This is a genomic window from Frateuria sp. GZRR33 (assembly GCF_051900425.1).
Classification (GTDB): domain Bacteria; phylum Pseudomonadota; class Gammaproteobacteria; order Xanthomonadales; family Rhodanobacteraceae; genus Frateuria_A.
The window spans coordinates 264,943-284,139 of record NZ_JBHZGK010000004.1; the positions used below are offsets into that span (position 1 = coordinate 264,943).

Sequence of the window (19,197 nt, forward strand, 5' to 3'; positions counted from 1 at the left end):
GCTGGTGCGGCCGGTCCGCTAGCGCGCTTCGCCCGCGATGGCCGCGAGCGCCTCGGCGACGCGGGTGCTGACGTCGATCGCCGCCCGTTCGCCCGGCACGGTGTTGCTGGTGACCAGGCGGGCGATACCGGCGCCATGCAAGGCTGCCAGCGTGCGCCGCCCGAGCAGCCCGTGCACCACCACCGCGACCGGGGCCGCCTGCGGCAGTTGCTCGCGGACGCCCCGGGCGGTGTCGATCAGCGTGTGGCCGGAGGCGGCGATGTCGTCCAGCAGCACCGGCGTGTGCCCGCGCCAGCGCGCCAGCGAAGGCAACCGCACGCTGACGTCGCGGTCGCCGCGCCGCTGCTTGCGCGCCACCACGCAGGGCGCACCCAGGTGGCCCGCCACGGCCTGCACCCATTGCGCGCTCTCCCCGTCCGGCCCGACCAGAAGCGGCGAGCGGATGTTCGCCCCGATCCAGGCGGCGAGCGCCGGCGCCGCCTGGACGACCGCCGTGCGGCAGGCGAACACCTCGGCGAGGTCGTGGATGCGGTGCAGGCGCGGGTCGACCGTCACCACCCAGTCGAAGGCGTGGCCGAGCAGCTCGCCGATGACCCGCGCGGAGACCGCCTCGCCCGGCCGGAAGCGTGCATCCTGGCGCATGTAGGCCAGGTACGGCGCCACCAACCCGACCTGGGCCGCACCGAGCTCGCGCGCGGTGGCCGCCGCGGCCAGCAGCGCGAACAGCTTCGCGTCCGGCCGTTGCAGCGAGCAGACCAGCGCCACGACGCCGCGCGGTGGCGTGGCCAGCCGCAACAGCGCCTCGCCGTCGGGGAAGCGGTGCAGCTCGAGCTGTCCGCGCTGCCAGCCTGCGTGACGACAGAGCGCGCGGGCGAAGGCGGCGTTCCCGGGCAACGCGTAGAGTAGGCTCATGGGCCGGTTCCGAGGCGGACGATGTCCGGATGGCGCGAGACGTACTCCATGGCGTAGGCAAGTTCGCCCGGGCTCTGCGCATGCAGGGTGAAGAGCGGCTGGCCGACGACCACGCCATCGCCCAGGCGCACGTCGATCGTCAGCCCGGCCAGCGGCGAGAGCGGCGCACCGGCGAGCTTGGCCGCCTGTGCGAGGCGACGGCTGTCGATGGCGTCCACACGGCCCGCCCGCGTGGACGCCACCGGCTGCCGGTAGGCCGCGAGGCCAGGCGTGCGCAGGCCACCCTGGGCCTCGCAGATCGCCTGGAACTGGCGCCACGCGCGACCCGAATCCAGGCAGTCGCGTGCCGCCACGGACGCGTCGATGCCCACCAAACCGCCGGCCTCGATCACCGCGGCGGCGAGCGCCAGCGCGCGTTCGCGCAGGTCCAGCGGTTGCGACGGCAGGTTGCGCAGCACCGCCAGCACGTCGTGCGCTTCGAGAGCCGGCCCCACGCCGCGCCCGACCGGCTGCAGGCCATCGGTGCGCATCACCGTGACCCCGAGGCCGAAACGATCGGCCACGGAACGCAACATCCGCTCGAGCGTGCGCGCGTGGCGTGGCTCGCGCACCTTGGCAGTCGGTCCGACCGGTATGTCGATCACCACCCGGGTCGAGCCGGCGGCGATCTTCTTGGACAGGATCGAGGCGACCAGTTGCCCCGGGCTGTCGATGTCCAGCGCGCGCTCGATGCGGATCAGCGCGTCGTCCACCGGCGCCAGGTTGATCGCCCCGCCCCACACGATGCATCCGCCGGTGCGCTCGACCGTGCGGCGCATGCGTGCCAGGTCCAGCTCCACCGGCGCCAGCATCGCCATGGTGTCGGCCGTTCCCGCGGGCGAGGTGATTGCGCGCGAGGACGTCTTGGGCATGGTCAGTCCCAGCGCCGTGCAGATGGCCACCACGATCGGCGTGGTGCGGTTGCCCGGCAGCCCGCCGACGCAGTGCTTGTCCACGACCACCTCGCCCGGCCAGCGCAGCCGCGCACCGGAGTCGACCATCGCGCCGGTCAGGGCGACCACCTCGTCCAGATCGAGGTGGTCGTTGCTGCAGGCCGCGATGAAAGCCGCCATTTCGAGGTTCGAGTAGCGCTGCGCGGCGATGTCCGCCACGATCGCGCGCACTTCGGCGTCGGCAAGGGTGCGGCCGTAGAGCTTCGCGCGGACGCTGGAAAGCGACTCGACGCTGGGCGGGTGCGTGAGCGTCACCTGCTCGTGCGCGGCGGGCAGCAACCGCAGCCACGCGGATTCGGACAGGCCCACCTCGTCCGGGGCGAGCGCATCGCCCTGCACGATCGCCAGCGTCGCCATCAGCCGACGGTCGCCGACGCCCACCTGCAGGCGCGAATGCGGACCGAAACCTTCGCCATGGCAGGCCGGCGAGTCCTTGCGCAGATACGCCACGTGTTCGCCGCCGGTATCGATGCCGATGCGGCACGGGCGCAGCCGTTCGCCCGGAAACGGCAGCTCAGGCCATGGTTTGGCAGGCACGCACGGCTCCTAGAGATAGGCCCGATCGAGGGTCGGCTGGGCGTTGAGCGTCTGGTTGATCCGGTCGGCCAGTTCGGCGAGGGCGACCAGCACGTCGTCCGTGCTGAGGATGCCAACCAGCACGCCGGCATCATCGACCAGCGGAAGCCGGCGCACGCCCCGCTGCTGCATGACGTCCACCACCTCGTCGATCGGCGCATCCGGCCTGCAGTGCAGCAGCGGCGCGGACATGACGCATTCGAGCGTAGTGGTCGCCGGATCGAAATGCGCGGCGATGCAGCGTGTGACGAGGTCGCGGTCGGTCACGATGCCGACCGGCTCGGGGCGGCCGTCCTGCTCGCGCGTCACTACCAGACAGCCGGCCTGGTGCCTGCGCATGACGCCGGCGGCCTCGCTCACCGTCGCCGAAGCGCCCGCCTGGACGACCCGCCGGGTACCGATGTCGATGGCACGCATGGCGCCTCCTTTCCGCTCGCTGCTGACGGCATCAGGATGGCGGTTTGCTTCGCGCCCCGATTGACCAGGATCAACTGGCGCACCGCCGGCTTTGTTGACCGGCATCAACTGCCTGTCCGGAAGCATCGCTACCTTCCTCCTTGCATGTCGCCCGTTGCCGGAGAAAGCCATGAACAAGACATGGGTGCTGGTGGCCGATAGCGAAAAGGCGCGCCTGTTCGAATTCGGGCACTGCCGGGAGCCCTGGGCCGAGACCGCCTGCTTCGTCAACACCGAGGCTGCGCGCAGCCCGGGTGCCGAACGGCAGCCGCGCGTACAGGAGCGCATCGGCAGTGCACGGCATGCGATCGAGCCGCGCACCGCTCCGAAGGACAAGGCCAGCGCGCGCTTTGCTGCCACGCTGGCCGCCGCGCTGCGCGCTGGGCGCGACGCGCATCGCTTCCAGTCGCTGGTCATCGCCGCGGCGCCACGCTTCCTGGGCGCGCTCCACGGCGAGCTGGGCAAGGAGGTGCAGCAATGCGTGAGCCGTGAGATCCGGCGCAACCTGAGCGGCCTGGACAGCGGCGCCATCCGCGGTTACCTGCTCGACTGATCGGCACACGCAACTCAATGCGAAAGCAGGATGGGGCGATCGATGTGGCTGAGCAGGCTTCGGGTCATCTGGCTGCGCCCGAACGTGCTGCTCCAGTGGCGGCCGTAGGCGCCCATCACCAGCAGGTCCGCGCCCATCCGCCGGGCGACGTCGGCGACCGAAACATCCCGCTGGCGCGAGGGATCGAGCGACTCCCACTGCGCCTGGATACCCTGCCGGATCATCCACGCGTGCAGCGGCAACGGCGAAGGCGTGATGCCCGGCAGGCAGGCCTGCTCGCCATCGAGCACGCAGATGTCGGTCGCCCTGGCCAGCAACGGAAGCGCGACGCGGATGGCATTGGCCGCCTCGGCCGAGCCGTTCCACGCCACCAGCACGCGCGTGCCCGTGACGCCCTTCCAGGTGGAGGGCACCAGCAGCAGCGAACCGGCGGCCTCCACCAGTGCCCGGTCGGGTTCGGGCGAGAGCAGGTCGCGTGCCCCGCCTGCGACCGAGACCTCCAGGCAGACCAGGTCGGCCAGCCGCGATCGCTTGGCGATCGCCGGCCCGATCTCGCCACGCAGGACTTCCCAATCGCCCTCGACGCCAGCCTGTGCGCACTGCTCCAGCCACCAGTCGCGCCGGGCGCGAGCACCCTGCTCCTCAGCCTCCAGCAAAGCGGTTTCGAAGGACAGCGCCACTGGCGGCTGCAGCGGCAACACCTGGAAGCCGCAGGCGAAGGCATCCACGCGCCTGGCGAGCGACAACACCGTTTCCAGGAACGGACCGCCGGCATGGGGCCCGGCGTCCACAAGCATCTCGAGCATGGCGGGTTCCTCGCATGGCGCCCATTGCCAGCATCGCGTGCGGCGTACTTGGCGCTGTTGACCAGGATCAACCTGGCGCAGGGAGGTTTTGACGCACGCTTGATCGCCTTCGCGCGCGGCGTGGACCTTCTCTGGTATATAGCCGGCAGGTCGCGTCATCGAGCGGGCCCGCAGGCCCTCCCGGCTTCTGGCGGCTACCACGCCAACCAGCATGCGATGGGGCTCTCGTGTCGGTACAGGACCCTGACAAGCCACAAGGGGTGTCACTCCGGCAGGCTCACCTGCTGGTCGTCGACGACGACGCCGAGGTCGCGGCGCTGCTCAAGCGCTATCTCTCCGCCCAAGGCTTCCAGGTGAGCACGGTCGGCAACGGCCAGCACATGCTTGCGGTGCTGGCGACCGACGCGATCGACCTGGTGCTGCTGGACCTCGGCCTGCCCGGGGAGGACGGGCTGGAACTGACGCGCCACCTGCACGAGCACTGGCGCGGACCGGTGATCATCGTCACCGGCCGCGGCGACTCGGTCGACCGCATCGTCGGTTTGGAAGTCGGTGCCGACGACTACGTGACCAAGCCGTTCGAACTGCGCGAACTGCTGGCACGCATCCGCAGCGTGCTGCGCCGTACCGCCGAGCACCCCCGACAGGCGATGTCGCGGCCGGCGGTCTACCGCTTCGCCGGTTACCGGCTGGAACTGGACAGTCGCACCCTGCTCGCGCCCTCGGGCGATGCCGTGCCGCTGACCAGCGGCGAGTTCGGACTGCTGCGCGTGCTGGTCACCCACGCCAACCGGGTGCTGTCGCGGGACGAGTTGATGAACCACCTCTACGGCAGGGATTCGGGCCCCTACGACCGCGCCGTCGACGTACAGATCGGCCGCCTGCGTCGCAAGATCGAGCCCGACCCCGCCTCTCCGGTGCTGATCAAGTCGGTGCGCGGCGCCGGCTACATCTTCAGCGATACGGTACGCCAGGAGTGATGCCGTGCCATCACGAGCCGATGACAACGACCTGTTCCGCACGCTGTTTGAGACGGCCCCGGACGCGATGGTCGTGGTCGACGCGGCCGGCGACATCGTGCTGGCCAACCCCCAGGCGGACCGTTTGTTCGGCTACGCCCCGGGCGCGCTGCTCGGCCTGCGCGTGGAGAATCTGTTGCCCGAAGCCGCGCGTGCCGCACACGTCGCCTATCGCGCCGGCTACATGGCGCATCCGCGGACGCGCCCGATGGGTGCGGGCTACGAACTGACCGGCGTGCGGCGCGACGGCAGTACCTTCCCGATGGAGATCGCACTCAGCCCGGTCGGAAGCGGTCGCTATGCTGCCTCCATCCGCGACATCTCCGAGACGCAGCGGGCGCGGCAGGCGCTGCGGCGCGCGCAGCGCGACGGCTACCTGGCCGAACTGGGCCGTCTTGTGCTTGAGGCCGGCAACGACGGCTCGCTGCGCGTGGCGGTCTCCGGCCTGATCGCCACCGCCATGGGCGTCGACGCGGTGGCTGTTGCGGTAGGGCTGCCCGGTGGCAAGGCCTTGCCGATCCGCTCGGCATCGGGTCTCGCACCGGATGTCCTGGACGCACTCGCCGATGCGTTTGCCCGCGATGGCTTGGCTGCGCGCCTGGGCGAGCGGCATGTCCCGGGTGCATGGATCCTGTCGGAGGATGCGGCCGGCACCTTGCCCGCCGTGCGCGCGGCGCTGAAGGCGCATGGATTGTCCGACGCGGCGATCGTCCCGTTGCTCGATCGCCACGAGGCGACCGGCGCGCTGCTCGCGCTCAACCGGAAACCATGCGAGTGGGACGCCGACCAGCGGGCCTTCCTGCAACTGGCGGCCAACATGCTCGCCGCGGCCGTGCTGCGCGGGCGCAGCCAGGAGCAGCTCGCCCACGCGCAACGGCTGGATGCGCTGGGCCAGCTCACCGGCGGCATCGCACACGACTTCAACAACCTGCTCACCGTCGTGTCGGGCAACCTGCAGATACTGGACGCGGAGTACGCCGGCGTGGGCGACGCCCGCGAGCTCATCGACAGCGCGTCGCGCGCGGTCGACCGCTGCATCAACCTCACCCGCAAGCTGCTGGGTTTCTCGCGCCGCCGCGCGCTGGCCCCACGCGGCGTGCGACCGCAGCAGATCCTGGACGAGTTGGGCGACATGCTGGCGCGCACGCTGGGCGCTCGCATCCATGTCGAGCTGGACTGCCCTGCCCGCGTCCCTGCCGTCTTTGCCGACCCCGGGGAGCTGGAAACGGCGCTGGTCAACCTCGCGATCAATGCCCGTGACGCGATGCCGGACGGGGGACTGCTGCGGATCAGCGCCCGCTTGCGAGAACTCGGCGCAGGCGAAACCGGTGGCCTGCCACCGGGCCAGTACGTGGCATTCCTGGTCGAGGACAGCGGCACGGGCATGACGCAGGAGGTGCTGGACCATGCGCTGGAGCCTTTCTTCACCACCAAGGACGCCGGCAAGGGCAGCGGCCTTGGATTGAGCATGGTCTATGGGTTCGTCAGGCAGTCGGGCGGGCGCGTCGTGATCGGCAGCCAGCCAGGCCGCGGCACGCGCGTGGAAATCCTGCTGCCGACCGCACCACCGGTGGAAGAGATCGGCGAGGCCCGCACCCCCGGCAGCGTCACCCCGGGGCATGCGCGGGTGTTGGTGGTCGAGGACGAGCCGGGCGTGCGCAAGGTCGCCGTGCGCTTCCTGCATGCGCTGGGCTACGACACGCTGGAAGCCGCCGACGCGCAACGGGCGCTGGAGCTGCTGCGCATCGACCGCGGCATCCAGTTGCTGTTCTCGGACGTGGCGCTGGGTAACGGCAGCAACGGCTTCGAGCTGGTGCGCGAGGCGCGTCGGCTGCGCCCGGGACTGCCCGCACTGCTTACCTCCGGCTACGAGCGTTCCACCGATGGTGCCGACGAGGCACTGCAGAGCGGCGTCGGCCTGTTGCGCAAGCCGTACCGACGCGACCAACTGGGCGAAGCGCTGGCGCTGGCCCTGGAAGAGCGGCCGGGCTGACCGTCTTCAGTGGATGGTGGCACCCTGCCCGGCCATGCGGCGCAGGCCGTCGGGATCGAGCAGGCGGATCTCGCGCCGCTGCACATCGATGCACTGCATCCGCTCGAGCCTGGACAACGCGCGGGTCACCGTTTCGTGTTTGATCCCCAGGAAACTGGCGATGTCGGCGCGACCCATGCGCAGCAGGAAGTGGCGCGGGCTGAAACCCAGCCGCAGGTGGCGCTCGGCCATGTCCAGCAGGAACGCGGCCACGCGTTGCTCGGCGGTAAGCGTACCCAGGGCCAGCATCCATGCGCGGTCGTTGCGGATCTCGCCAGCCAGTGCTGCGGTCAGCCGCGTCTGCAGCTCGGGCATGCGCAGGCAGGCATGCAACACCGGCGGGTAAGGCAGCTCCCAGACCTCGCTGTCGTCCAGCGCGACCACGTCGCAGGCGAAGTGTGCCAGCCCGATCGACTCCACGCCGACCAGGTCACCGCGCATGCGGAAGCCGGTCACCCGTTCGCGTCCGTCCTCGGACAATTCGCAGGTCTTCAGGAATCCCGCGTGCACCAGATAGATCGCGTGGAACGATTGCCCCGCCCGGTAGACGTGCTGGCCCGGTGCGAGCTTGCGGCGGACCAGCTGCACGTGCTGCGAGAGTTGCTCGATGTCGATCGGCCCCACCGAGGCCATGGCTTGCAGCACCGGGAGGGAGGCAGGCATCGGGACGTGGGTGGCGAGGGCGTTCATGGCGATCTTCCCGGGCGTTGGCGTTGGCTGCCACGTTAGCCAGCCATTGCCACGGAACGACGTCGGCCGCGCAACCTTGTGTAACGGTCGGTAACAGTCCCGCGCCTGCCTGTTACGGCAGCAGCACCGCCGCCCCGTCGAGCCTGCCGTGGCGCAGGTCGTCGAGTGCCTCGTTCGCCGCTTCCAGCCGGTAGCGCCGGGTGGTGGCATGCACGTCCGCGCGGGCAGCTTCGGCGAAGAACGCATCGGCGTCGGCGCGAGTCAGGTTGGCGACCGAGACCAGCTCGCGCTCTTCCCACAAGAGCCGGTAGGGAAACGCCGGGATGTCGGACATGTGGATGCCACCGCACACTACCCGGCCGCCCTTGCGCACCGCCCTCAAGGCGACCGGCACCAGCTCGCCGGCGGGGGCAAAGATGATCGCCGCGTCCAGCAGCCCGGGCGCGGCCGCGTCGGCATCGCCCGCCCACGCCGCGCCTTGCGAAAGCGCAAAGGCCTGCGCCGCCAGGTCGCCCGGGCGGGTGAACGCATACACCCGCTGTCCCTGCTGGCGCGCCACCTGGGTCAGCAGATGCGCGGCTGCGCCGAAGCCGTAGATGCCCAGGGTGCGCGCCCGCCCCGCCCGGCACAATGCGCGCCAGCCGATCAGGCCCGCGCACAGCAGCGGTGCAGTCGCGACCGGGTCGGCGTCATCCGCCAGCGGGATGCAGAAGTCCGCGCGTGCGACCAGATGGCTGGCGAACCCGCCGGGACGCGTGTAGCCGGTGAAGCCCGGGGTCTCACACAGGTTCTCGCGCCCGTCCAGGCAGTATTCGCACACGCCGCAGGTCGAGCCAAGCCAGGGCACGCCCACGCGCTGGCCCGGGGTGATCCGATGTACGCCGGTTCCCAGCCGGTCCACGCGGCCGACCACTTCGTGTCCGGGCACGACCGGCGGCGCCACGGCGGGGAGTTCGCCGTCCACCACGTGCAGGTCGGTACGGCACACCCCGCAGGCCTCCACGCGCAGGCGGACCTCGCCGGGCCCCGGCTCCGGATCGACCGGCTGCCGCAGCACGAGCGGCCGCCCCACCGACTCCAGCACCATGGCGCGCACGGGCGAGGCTCAATGGCGGAAGAGCACCGGCAGCCGCGCATGCCACAGCACGTGCCGGGTGGCGCCGCCGAGCGCCCACTCGCTGAAGCGGCTGCGGCCATAGGCGCCCATCACCAGCAGATCGGCGTGGAAACGATCGGCCTGCTCCAGCAGGGCTTCGCCGGCGGCGTGCTCGTTGGTGAGCAGGTCCTGCGAGCGGGCGCGAATGCCATGGCGGTTGAGGTAGGCATCGATGTCGAAGGGCGGCTTCCAGCTGACGTCGTGGAAGGCTTCCTTGGGGGCCCCGCGCAGCAACAGCACTTCCTCGGCCCGCTGCAACAGTGGCAGCGCCGAGTGCACCGCGCGGATCGCCTCCGGCGCGCCATTCCAGGCAATGGCCACGCTGGACAGGCCGACCGCATGCACCGGCTGCGGCGGAACCACGATGCACGGCAGGCCCACCGCGAGGATCAGCGCCGCCAGGTCGGCGGGCGTCGCCCAGGTCCGCATGGGGTCGCGTTCGAGCACCAGCAGGTCGTGCCAGCAGGCGACCTGCACCAGCGCGTCGGACAGAAGGCCCTGCCCCACCACCCAGGCGGCGTGCTCGATGCCCATGGCGCTGGCCCAGCTGACGAACGGACGTTCGGCAGCCAGCGCGCTCGCCTCCAGCGTGCGTGCCGTCTCCAGCACCGCCTCGATCAGTTCCGGCGTGCTGAAGCTCGGCGTGGCGTACAGCGGCGAGGGATAGATGTACGTGCCGGTGACGGACGCCTGCATCAGCGCCGCCAGTTGCGTGCCGTACTGGACGCCGCGGGACCAGTCCTCGTAGTTCAGCGAGTTGACCAGGATGTCGTACATGGCGGTGGCTCCGTGCGTGCGCCGCGCAAGTAGCGGCTGCGTTGCAACGACACTAGGCCGCCGCGCACGGCGCAAGGTGATGCAGGTCAAATGCGTGGACTGCGCGCCGCGGGGATGCCCGGCGTGGCCCGGGCCCGGGAGCACCGTTGCGGCAACTGGACTGATCTGGGTCAAGTCGTCCCCGGGTCGTTGGCTCACGCTTCGTGCGCGGATCGGTCCGCGAACGAGGAAGCTGCCGTGCGCGACATCGTGGTCCACAGCCCCGACTACCGGACCCTGCATGACAGCGTGCGTTATGCCGCACAGCTCGCCGCCTCGATACAGGCTTCGCTCACCGGCCTCTTCATCGCGCCGAGCAGCGCCACGCCCCACGGACCGGCACGACTGGCGGCGGAAATGGCCGCCTACGCGCAGGACAACCTGCAACAGGCGATGCTCGCCGGGCGGGATTTCGCGACATGGGCAGGCCAGCTCGGGGTTGGCCGGACCCTCTGGCAGGTCGCCATAGGTCAGGCGTCCGATGCGCTGGCGATGATCGGCGACTGGCACGACCTGGTGATCCTGCAGGGCCGTTCGTTGCGAAGTTTCGCCGCCGAATCCCTGGTTGCCGAGGTCGTGCTTTCCGGCGCGGCCTGCATCGCGGTGCCCGATGCCAACTACGCCCCGGGCCGCGTGGTGCACGCGATGGTGGCCTGGAACGGGTCGGCCGCATCCAGCCGGGCCCTGCACGCAGCAGTCCCGCTGCTGAAGATTGCGAAGGTCGTCTCCCTGCTGCAACAGAACCCGGCGCGCAGCGTCGGTAACGCGCCGGATGCCCTCGCGCACCTGCGCAGGCACGGTGTTCCGGTCGCCGCGATCGAGACCGTGACCGGCGCCGAGGAGGAGGCGAGCGAACAGGTACTCGCCTACGCCCGCGACACCCGGGCGGACCTGATCGTCATGGGCGCCAGCGGACGCCGGCGCCCGGGCGAAACGTCGCTGGGATCGACCACCCGGGCCGTGCTGGCGCGCAGCCAGCTGCCGGTGTTGCTGAAAGGCTGACGATGCTATCCGCTCTCTTTCGGGAGCCGGTGCTTCGGTCGCGCACAGGTGCGCTCCTACCAGGGGCTCGCCGACATGCTGCCGCGTCCCTGTAGGAGCGCATCCGTGCGCGACATCGTGCCGCTTGATGGTGAACTGCCTACAGCTCTCACCCGCGGCCGTGCCGCGGCAGCATGCGCAGCAGCGTGTTGTCGCGCATGAAGTAGTGGTGGAACAGCGCAGCGGCGGCGTGCAGGCCGATCAGGTAATAGCCGACGGTGCCGATGGTTTCGTGGATCTCCTCGAGGTTGTGGCTCAGCGCGCGATCTGGCGCGGCCAGCGGCGGCAGCTGCACGCCGAAGAACGGCACCGGCTCGTTGGCGGTGCTCAGGATGAGCCATCCCAGCAACGGCATGGCCACGAGGAAGGCGTAAAGCGCCAGGTGCACCAGCCCGGCCAGACGCTGCTGCCAGAGCGGCGGTGCCGGATGAATCGGTGGCGTGCGGCCTGCGATGCGGAACGCCAGGCGCAGGAACACCAGCGCGAACGTGGCCAGCCCGAGCATGTAGTGCCAGCTCGCCAGCGCCTGCCGGGTACCGCTGCCGCGCGGGAAGAACTCGCGCAGCTCGATGCACGCGTAGACGCCCACCAGCAGCGCCAGTGTCAGCCAGTGCACGCCGATTGACAGGCCCGTGTAGCGTTCACCGGCCGGGTTGCCCTGTTTTTCCATATCGCAGTTGCCTCGTCTCTGGGTCGTCTTTCGATTCGCGCGCGCTTCAGTGCTGCAGGAAGATCGGGATCTGCGCATGTTGGAGCACGTATCGGGTCGCGCACCCGATCGCGCGCTCGCGCATCCGTGAGTGGGCGAAGGCGCCCATCACGATGAGGTCGGCGCCGACCTGCTCGGCCTTCTTCAGTAGCGCCGCACCCGCGGTGCGTGCGGGAACACCTACGCACATCGGGTCCGCCTCGATGCCGTGGCGAGCCATGTATACGAACGGTTCGAAGTGCGGCAGGTAGCACTCGCCCTCGGGGCTGTGCGGCCGTCCGCCATCGAGCAGCACCACGCGCCGCGCACCCTGCAGGAAAGGCAAGGCCGCGTGGATGGCGCGGGTGGCCTCGGTACTGCCATCCCAGGCCACCAGCACACGCTGGAACGGGGTGTCGCGGTTCCAGTCCGGCGGCAGGATCAGGCTGGGCAGCCGGCAGGACAGCAGCACCTCGCCGAGCAGCTCGGTCAGGGTTTCGCCATCGACCACATCGCGCTCGAGTACGGCCAGGCTGTGCCAGGCGCCCAGCTCGCGCAGGACGCGCGCCAGCCCCGTCTGAGCCACTACCCATGAGGCGTGCGATACGCCACGGGATCGCGCGAAGGCACGGAAGGTGTCGGCCGTTTCGAAATCCTGCACGGGCGTGTCCAGCAGCAGGCCGAGCACGGAGGGTTCGCTTTCCGGGCCGCGCAGAAGGCGCAGCGATGCATCCACGAAGCAGCCGGTGAGCAGACTCTGCCAGCGCGCGGCCAGCGTGGCGGCCACCAGCACGGCAGGGTTCCAGGGCGAGGTCGAGGTGGCGATCGCCACGATGTCGGAGGGCTGGTTTGCCACCGGCAGCACGGGTTGGGCCGCGCCTTCGGGGATCCGGTTCGGGGCATGGACGACGGCATTCATGGCAGGCTCCTCACAGCACCAGCGTGTGGATGACCTGCGCCGGGTCGCCCGGATCCAGCGAGCGCTTGAAGCCCAGGTAGGCGGCGAGCTCCTGCATCGGCTGGTTGTCCGCCGAATCGACCGAGTACATCTGCCTGAAGCCGTGCTTGCGGGCCACGTCGATCAGGTGCCGCATCAGCACCACGGCCAGGCCACGGTGCCGCCAGTTGTCAGCCACGGTGACCGCGCATTCGCAACGCGTGCGGTCGCCGTTAGTGCTGTAGCGGCTGACCCCGACCTCGCGCAGCTTGCCATCCTCGTGCGCGAGCGCGACGTAGGCCATGCGCTTGTCGTAATCCACATCCATCAGCTGATCGACCAGCTCCGGGCTGGCCTCGCGGAAACTGCACATGAACCGCATGCGCTTGGCGTCGGGCGACATCGCGCGCAGGAACTCCTCTTCGCGCTCGCGATCCTCCGGCTGCAGCGGGCGGATCAGCACGACGGTGCCGTCGCGCAGGTGGTTGATCCAGTGCGTTCCCTCCAGCAGCACGGGCGGGCTGGCGTTGGCGGGCGAAGTGATTCCGGTGGGTAGCGTGGCCATGGGCGAACCTCGTCGCGTGTAATACCCCTGTGGCTTCATTGGGTCATGCCGGTCACGCGCCCGGATTGATCCGCGTCAATTCCCCGCGGGATCGGCTGCGGCAACCGGCCGCACGCCGTGCCGCAGACCGTCGGGGGCGCCTCAACGGCAGACCAGCACCGGCAGCGGGCTGCGTACCAGCACCTTCTGCGTTTCGCTGCCGAGCAGCAGCTTGGTGAAACCGTGCCAGCCGTGCGAGCCCATCACGATCAGGTCGCACTCGCGCTTCTTCGCGACATCCAGGATCGCGTCGCAGGGGTGCTTTTCGAACACGAAATCGCTGTCGCAGGGCACGCCGGCCTGCCGGGCCTTTTCGCGGACCTCGCCGAGGTAGTGCTCGGCCCAGCGCACCGACTCCTCGGTATAGCTGGTCTCGCTTTCGGGAATGATCTGGGTCATGTAGGAAAGGGCCTGGAAGGGCAGGATCACGTGCAACGCGTACACGCGCGCGTCGAGCGCCCTTGCCAGTTCGAGGCCCTGGTCCACCGCGCGCCGGGACACTTCGGAGCCGTCGGTCGGCAACAGGATGTGCTTTTACATGCGCTTCTCCTTCGGCGGCAGGCAGCCGCGGCTGGGGCCGTTGTGGCCTGCGCAGCAGCCTAGGCCGCCGCAAACGCTGCGAATTGATTTCGGTCAACGCACAGGCGTGCCGGCGCAGTGGTGGCCACCCGACGCCGTACCCGGTTGATCCTGATCAAACGCATGGCCCGAGCCCTGGCCGAGGATGAAGCCTCGCCGGAGGAACGCCATGTACGAGATGATCATCGACGTCGACCGGATGCGCGAGGATCTTCCCGCCATCCAGCTGGGCCTGGCCGTCGCGCGGCAGCAGCAGGCGTTCGTGGCGGGCGTCCACATCGTCGCGCAGATCCCCTCGGTGACCGCGATCCCGGACGCGCTGGCGATCCTCGAGGCCGAGGAGGAATCGGCGCGCCGCCGGGCGCCGTGGTGGCAGGAGCTGTGCCGACGCGCGAGCGTGGAAGGCAGCTGGGAGGTGTTTCGCGGAATGTACGTCCCGGTGCTGGCCACCCGCTCGCGGATGGCCGACCTGCTCGTCTGCAGCGCGCCCCCCGGCAACGAGAACCTGCCGGTCGGCTGGGACAATGTCACGCGTACGCTGTTCGCCGGCGGCGTGCCCGTAATGCTGGCGCCCGAGTCCTGCGAAGTGCGTGGCGCACCCGAGCGCGTGCTGCTGGCCTGGAACGGATCGGGCGAGTCCACCGAGGCCATCCGCGCGGCCTTGCCGCTGCTGCGCAAGGCCACCGAAGTGCACCTGCTCGACGGCTGGCACGAGACCCTGCCTGGCTTCGGCCCGCCAACCTTGCCGATAGGCGAGTGGCTGGCGCGCCAGGGTGTGACCGTGCAGCAACGTCGCCCGTTCCACCCCGTCGAGGACGTCGGCGTGCACCTGCTGCGCGAGGCCGAGGCGATGCGCGCGGACCTGCTGGTCATGGGCGCCTGGGGGCGCTCGCGGATCAGCGAGCTGGTGCTCGGCGGCACCACCCACCACGTGCTTTCGCACGCGCAGCTTCCGCTGCTGCTCGCGCACTGACCGCAGGCCTTCACCCCTTCCACGCGGAGCCCGATCCATGTTCACCGACGACCCAGCGCGAACCCCGGAGCCCGCCATGCCCATGCCGCTGTCCGACCAGCTGCTTGGCCGTATGGACGCCTATTGGCGCGCGGCCAACTACCTCACCGTCGGCCAGATCTACCTGCAGGACAACCCGCTGCTGGAAGTGCCGCTGGAGCGCAGGCACATCAAGCCGCGCCTGCTCGGGCACTGGGGCACCACCACCGGGCTCAACTTCATCTACGTGCATTTGAACCGGCTGATCAAGGCGCACGATCTGGACATGATCTACGTGATCGGCCCCGGTCACGGCGGCCCCGGCCTGGTGGCCCAGTCGTACCTGGAAGGCACCTACACGGGGACTTACCCGGACATCGAGCGCGACAGCAACGGCATGCGCCGGCTGTTCCGCCAGTTCTCCTGGCCCTATGGCGTACCCAGCCACGTGGCGCCGGAAACGCCGGGATCGATCCACGAGGGCGGCGAGCTCGGCTATTCGCTGGCGCATGCCTACGGCGCCGCGTTCGACAACCCCGACCTGATCGTCGCGTGCATCGTGGGCGATGGCGAGGCGGAAACCGGGGCGCTGGCGACCAGCTGGCACTCGAACAAATTCCTCGACCCGGTGCGCGACGGCGCGGTGCTGCCGATCCTGCATCTGAACGGCTACAAGATCGCCAACCCGACCCTGCTGGCGCGAATCACGCCTGAGGAACTGGACGCGCTGTTCCGCGGCTACGGCTATGAGCCGCTGCTGGTCGAGGGCGATGATCCGGCCCGGGTACACCAGCAACTCGCCGCCGCGCTCGACCGCGCGCTCGACCGCATCGGGGAGATACAGCGTGCCGCCCGGTCGGCAGCCGGCGACCGTCCGCCGCAGCGCTCGCGCTGGCCGATGATCGTGTTCCGCACCCCCAAGGGCTGGACCGGTCCCAAGGTGGTCGACGGCCTGCCGGTGGAAGGCACCTGGCGTGCGCACCAGGTGCCGCTGAAGGACTTCGACAAGCCCGGCCACGTCAAGCTGCTGGAGGACTGGCTGCTGAGCTACCGCCCGCGCGAGTTGTTCGACGCCGAGGGCCGGCTCAAGCCGGAGTTGGCCGAGCTTGCGCCGACCGGTCGCCGCCGCATGGGTGCGAACCCGCACGCCAACGGCGGCACGCTGCTCGAGCCGCTCACCCTGCCCCGCTTCCGCGACCACGCGGTCGGCGTGCCGTCACCGGGCGCGGTGGAAATGGAATCCACGCGCGCCCTTGGCCGCTACCTGCGCGAGGTGATGCGGCTGAACGCCGACGCGCGCAACTTCCGCCTGTTCGGGCCGGACGAGACCGCCTCCAACCGCCTGCAGGACGTGTTCGAGGCGACCTCCAAGGCGTGGATGGCGGCGATCGAACCGGTCGACGTGAACCTGGCGCCGGAGGGCCGCGTGATGGAGGTGCTGAGCGAACACCTGTGCCAAGGCTGGCTGGAGGGCTATCTGCTGACCGGTCGGCACGGGTTGTTTTCCTGCTACGAAGCGTTCATCCACATCATCGATTCGATGTTCAACCAGCACGCCAAGTGGCTGAAGACCACGCGGCAGATTCCCTGGCGCGCGCCGATCGCCTCGCTCAATTACCTGCTCAGCTCGCACGTGTGGCGCCAGGACCACAACGGCTTCTCGCACCAGGACCCGGGCTTCCTCGACCACGTCGCCAACAAGAAGGCCGACGTGGTGCGCATCTACCTGCCGCCGGACGCCAACTGCCTGCTGTCGGTGGCCGACCACTGCCTGCGCAGCCGCAACTACGTCAACGTGATCGTGGCGGGCAAGCAGCCCGCTCCACAGTGGCTGGACATCGACGCGGCCGCCCGTCACTGCAGCATCGGCGCGGGCATCTGGGCGTGGGCCGGCAACACCGGCGACGCCGAGCCCGACGTGGTGATGGCCTGCGCCGGCGACGTGCCGACGCTGGAGACGCTCGCCGCGGTCACGCTGCTGCGCGAGTACGCGCCGGACCTACGCGTTCGCGTGGTCAACGTGGTCGACCTGATGGTGCTGCAGCCGCCCGGCGAGCACCCGCACGCGCTGAGCGACCACGACTTCGATGCGCTGTTCACCCGCGACCGGCCGGTGATCTTCGCCTTCCACGGCTACCCCGGCCTGATCCACCGCCTCGCCTACCGCCGCCACAACCACGACAACCTGCACGTGCGCGGCTACAAGGAGGAAGGCACCACCACCACGCCGTTCGACATGACGGTGATGAACAACCTGGACCGCTACCAGCTCGCGCTGGACGCGATCCTGCGTGTCCCACGACTGGCGCACCTTGCCTCGGCGGCGACCGACCGCTACTGGACGACGATGGAGCGCCACCGCCTGTACATCAGCGAGCACGGCGAGGACATGCCGGAGGTGGCGCAGTGGCAATGGACGCCCGGGACGCCGTCGGCGTGAACCCCGGCGGCTTCCACGTACTGGCGCTCAACTGCGGCTCGTCCTCGCTGAAGTTCGGGCTGTTCGGGGCGCGCGGCTGCGAGATGCATCCGCGCGTCACCGGCGAGGCGCAGGCAATCGGCAGCTCGGCCGGCCTGCTGCGCGTGCGCGACGGCCACGGCGGCACCACGCTGCACGAGGAAACCGTCGCGATCGCCGACAGCGTGCAGGCCTTCACCCGCATCGCCCGGCTGCTGGCCGGGCTGGATGTGCCGGCGCCCGATGCGATCGGCCACCGGATCGTGCACGGCGGCCCGCAGCTGCGCACGCATGCGCGCATCGACGCCGCGGTACTGGCACAGCTCGAAGCGGCCAGCATCTACGCGCCGCTGCACGTGCCGGCGGCGCTGTCGGTGGTCCGCGCCGCGCAGGCGCGCTATCCGTCGCTACCGCAGGTGGCGTGCCTGGACACCGCCTTCCATGCCGGACTGCCCGAGGAGGCGCGCACGCTGCCGGTGGATTGTGCGCTGCAGGCCGAGGGCGTGCAGCGCTACGGTTTCCATGGCCTCTCGTGCGCCTCGATGCTGGCGCAATGGCCGGATGCGCCGCCGCGGCTGGTGATCGCCCACCTGGGCAGCGGCGCGAGCGTCACCGCGGTACGTGATGGCCGCTCCGTCGACACCAGCATGGGCATGACGCCCAACGGCGGCGTGATGATGGGCACGCGCAGCGGCGACCTGGATCCGGGCGTGCTGACCTGGCTGGTCCGCGAAAAAGACATGGACGCGCGTGGCCTCGAAAGGCTGATCGACCACCGCTCCGGCCTGCTCGGCGTGTCCGGGATCAGCGGCGACCTGCGCCGGCTTCGCCAGCTGGAACGCAAGGAACCGGCCGCGAAGCTGGCCATCGACATGTTCGTGCTGTCGGTGCGCAAGCAGATCGCCGCGATGGCTGCGGTGCTCCACGGCATCGACGCGCTGGTGTTCACGGGCGGGATCGGCGAGCACGACGCGCAGGCGCGTGCCGACATCTGCGCGGGCTTGGGATGGGCGGGGATCCGCCTGGACGAATCACGCAACCGCGGCGGCGCGTTGCGCATCGGCACGCGCGACGCGCCCTGCGAGGTTCGCGTCATGCCCTCGGAAGAAGAGCGCCAGATCTGCCGCCACGTGCATGTGCTGCTGGCCGGCGCGGGCGATCAGCGCGAGGACAGCGCCTCGTCCCCGCCACCGCAGTCGCCAAGCAGTTTCGACGCCTGCAACCAGGCCTGATCGGGGTAGTAGGCGAAGACCACCGAGTGGTCGGCGATCGCATCGATCAGCTTGTGTGCCACGCCCGCGCGCACCGCCGGGCAGCCCCAGCTGCGGCCCAGCCTGCCCTGGCTCTGTGCAAAGGCCTCGCTCACGTAGTTCGCACCGTGGATCACGATCGCGCGCTCCTCGGCGCGGTCGTTGAAGCGCCCGTCGATACCCTTGAGCCGCAGCGAATAACCGTTGTGCCCGGTGTAGGTACCGTCGGTGACGAAGGTGCCCAGGCTCGACATCAGGCTGCCCGGCTGGTTGGAAAAGCGCGTCGCCATGTTGTCGCCGCTGTTGCGCCCGTGCGCGACGCGCTCGTGGAACAACAGCCGCGGTTGCTGGCCGAGCTGGAACACCCACAACCTGGGCGTGGTGGAAGGCAGCGAATAGTCGATCACGCTGAGCGTGTTCGTCGGCATGGTCCGTTGCACGCAAGTCAGCGCCTGCGACGCCAGCGCCAGCACTTTGGGATTGGCCTTGGGGGCCGCATGGCTCAGGGCCTGGGCCAGGACGTCGGCGGTGGTGGGAGACGCGCCGGCCGCCAGAGGGGCGAGCAATAGCGCAGCGACGGCAAGGCGTCGGACAAATGCGGTGAGCATGGACGGTAAGGCTTAGCAAAAAAAACAAGCTTG

At 70.0% G+C, this 19,197-nt stretch carries 19 protein-coding genes; 7 read left to right on the forward strand and 12 right to left on the reverse strand.

Translation table 11 applies throughout. From position 1 onward, the window contains the following. Positions 1–18: 18 nt before the first annotated feature. The 3 genes from ACFWZU_RS07145 to ACFWZU_RS07155 are packed head-to-tail and all read right to left on the reverse strand — an operon-like array spanning position 19 to position 2,897. The gene (locus ACFWZU_RS07145; RefSeq protein ID WP_439700716.1) at positions 19–912 is read right to left on the reverse strand and encodes a ribose-phosphate diphosphokinase; all 894 of its coding nucleotides are present in this window, start codon (positions 910–912) and stop codon (positions 19–21) included. Further along, on the reverse strand, positions 909–2,441 hold the full coding sequence (locus ACFWZU_RS07150; protein ID WP_439700717.1) for a thymidine phosphorylase family protein: 1,533 nt from the start codon (positions 2,439–2,441) through the stop codon (positions 909–911). The genes ACFWZU_RS07145 and ACFWZU_RS07150 overlap by 4 nt, the downstream gene beginning before the upstream one ends. Positions 2,442–2,450: 9 nt before the next feature. Continuing rightward, a complete protein-coding gene (locus tag ACFWZU_RS07155) occupies positions 2,451–2,897 on the reverse strand; it encodes a CBS domain-containing protein (protein WP_439700718.1) in 447 nt (148 codons plus the stop codon). 169 nt (positions 2,898–3,066) lie between these two features. On the opposite strand from ACFWZU_RS07155, the gene ACFWZU_RS07160 reads away from it, so the two are divergent. After that, on the forward strand, positions 3,067–3,489 hold the full coding sequence (locus ACFWZU_RS07160; protein WP_439700719.1) for a host attachment protein: 423 nt from the start codon (positions 3,067–3,069) through the stop codon (positions 3,487–3,489). A gap of 14 nt (positions 3,490–3,503) precedes the next feature. Here ACFWZU_RS07160 and ACFWZU_RS07165 read toward each other — a convergent pair whose 3' ends face one another. Continuing rightward, positions 3,504–4,295, reverse strand: a complete 792-nt coding sequence (locus ACFWZU_RS07165; RefSeq protein ID WP_439700720.1) for a hypothetical protein — start codon at positions 4,293–4,295, stop codon at positions 3,504–3,506. 260 nt (positions 4,296–4,555) lie between these two features. On the opposite strand from ACFWZU_RS07165, the gene ACFWZU_RS07170 reads away from it, so the two are divergent. Both ACFWZU_RS07170 and ACFWZU_RS07175 read left to right on the forward strand, forming a co-directional pair. Then, a complete protein-coding gene (locus tag ACFWZU_RS07170; protein WP_439700721.1) occupies positions 4,556–5,275 on the forward strand; it encodes a response regulator in 720 nt (239 codons plus the stop codon). A gap of 4 nt (positions 5,276–5,279) precedes the next feature. Further along, a complete protein-coding gene (locus ACFWZU_RS07175; RefSeq protein WP_439700722.1) occupies positions 5,280–7,307 on the forward strand; it encodes a PAS domain S-box protein in 2,028 nt (675 codons plus the stop codon). 6 nt (positions 7,308–7,313) lie between these two features. On the opposite strand, the gene ACFWZU_RS07180 is transcribed toward ACFWZU_RS07175, so the two are convergent. From ACFWZU_RS07180 to ACFWZU_RS07190, 3 genes are all read right to left on the reverse strand, one after another. Beyond that, the gene (locus ACFWZU_RS07180) at positions 7,314–8,036 is read right to left on the reverse strand and encodes a Crp/Fnr family transcriptional regulator (protein ID WP_439700723.1); all 723 of its coding nucleotides are present in this window, start codon (positions 8,034–8,036) and stop codon (positions 7,314–7,316) included. A 112-nt stretch (positions 8,037–8,148) separates the two neighbouring features. Then, positions 8,149–9,123, reverse strand: a complete 975-nt coding sequence (locus tag ACFWZU_RS07185; protein ID WP_439700783.1) for a zinc-dependent alcohol dehydrogenase family protein — start codon at positions 9,121–9,123, stop codon at positions 8,149–8,151. A gap of 18 nt (positions 9,124–9,141) precedes the next feature. Further along, the gene (locus tag ACFWZU_RS07190; protein ID WP_439700724.1) at positions 9,142–9,969 is read right to left on the reverse strand and encodes a universal stress protein; all 828 of its coding nucleotides are present in this window, start codon (positions 9,967–9,969) and stop codon (positions 9,142–9,144) included. 237 nt (positions 9,970–10,206) lie between these two features. Between ACFWZU_RS07190 and ACFWZU_RS07195 the strand changes: the two genes are divergently transcribed. Beyond that, complete coding sequence (locus ACFWZU_RS07195; protein WP_439700725.1) at positions 10,207–11,010, forward strand: universal stress protein; 804 nt, start codon at positions 10,207–10,209, stop codon at positions 11,008–11,010. A 148-nt stretch (positions 11,011–11,158) separates the two neighbouring features. Here the strand turns inward: ACFWZU_RS07195 and ACFWZU_RS07200 are convergent, their stop codons facing one another. The 4 genes from ACFWZU_RS07200 to ACFWZU_RS07215 all read right to left on the reverse strand — a co-directional run bounded on the left by ACFWZU_RS07200 (position 11,159) and on the right by ACFWZU_RS07215 (position 13,800). Next, the gene (locus ACFWZU_RS07200; protein WP_439700726.1) at positions 11,159–11,719 is read right to left on the reverse strand and encodes a cytochrome b; all 561 of its coding nucleotides are present in this window, start codon (positions 11,717–11,719) and stop codon (positions 11,159–11,161) included. A 46-nt stretch (positions 11,720–11,765) separates the two neighbouring features. After that, on the reverse strand, positions 11,766–12,656 hold the full coding sequence (locus ACFWZU_RS07205) for a universal stress protein (protein WP_439700727.1): 891 nt from the start codon (positions 12,654–12,656) through the stop codon (positions 11,766–11,768). 10 nt (positions 12,657–12,666) lie between these two features. After that, positions 12,667–13,239: a GNAT family N-acetyltransferase gene (locus ACFWZU_RS07210; protein WP_439700728.1), complete on the reverse strand. Its 573-nt coding sequence runs from the start codon at positions 13,237–13,239 to the stop codon at positions 12,667–12,669. 141 nt (positions 13,240–13,380) lie between these two features. Continuing rightward, entirely contained in the window at positions 13,381–13,800 is a 420-nt protein-coding gene (locus ACFWZU_RS07215) for a universal stress protein (RefSeq protein WP_439700729.1), read from the reverse strand. Positions 13,801–14,026: 226 nt separating this feature from the next. Here ACFWZU_RS07215 and ACFWZU_RS07220 point away from each other — a divergent pair, with 226 nt between their 5' ends. The 3 genes from ACFWZU_RS07220 (at position 14,027) to ACFWZU_RS07230 (ending at position 18,538) form a co-directional block, all read left to right on the forward strand. Continuing rightward, complete coding sequence (locus tag ACFWZU_RS07220; RefSeq protein WP_439700730.1) at positions 14,027–14,830, forward strand: universal stress protein; 804 nt, start codon at positions 14,027–14,029, stop codon at positions 14,828–14,830. Between the two features lie 76 nt (positions 14,831–14,906). Then, positions 14,907–17,288, forward strand: coding sequence for a phosphoketolase family protein (locus tag ACFWZU_RS07225; RefSeq protein ID WP_439700731.1), 2,382 nt, complete (start codon positions 14,907–14,909; stop codon positions 17,286–17,288). After that, positions 17,261–18,538, forward strand: coding sequence for an acetate/propionate family kinase (locus tag ACFWZU_RS07230; RefSeq protein WP_439700784.1), 1,278 nt, complete (start codon positions 17,261–17,263; stop codon positions 18,536–18,538). The genes ACFWZU_RS07225 and ACFWZU_RS07230 overlap by 28 nt, the downstream gene beginning before the upstream one ends. Here the strand turns inward: ACFWZU_RS07230 and ACFWZU_RS07235 are convergent. Further along, positions 18,466–19,164: a murein L,D-transpeptidase catalytic domain family protein gene (locus tag ACFWZU_RS07235; RefSeq protein ID WP_439700732.1), complete on the reverse strand. Its 699-nt coding sequence runs from the start codon at positions 19,162–19,164 to the stop codon at positions 18,466–18,468. The genes ACFWZU_RS07230 and ACFWZU_RS07235 overlap by 73 nt on opposite strands. Between the last annotated feature and the right edge of the window lie 33 nt (positions 19,165–19,197).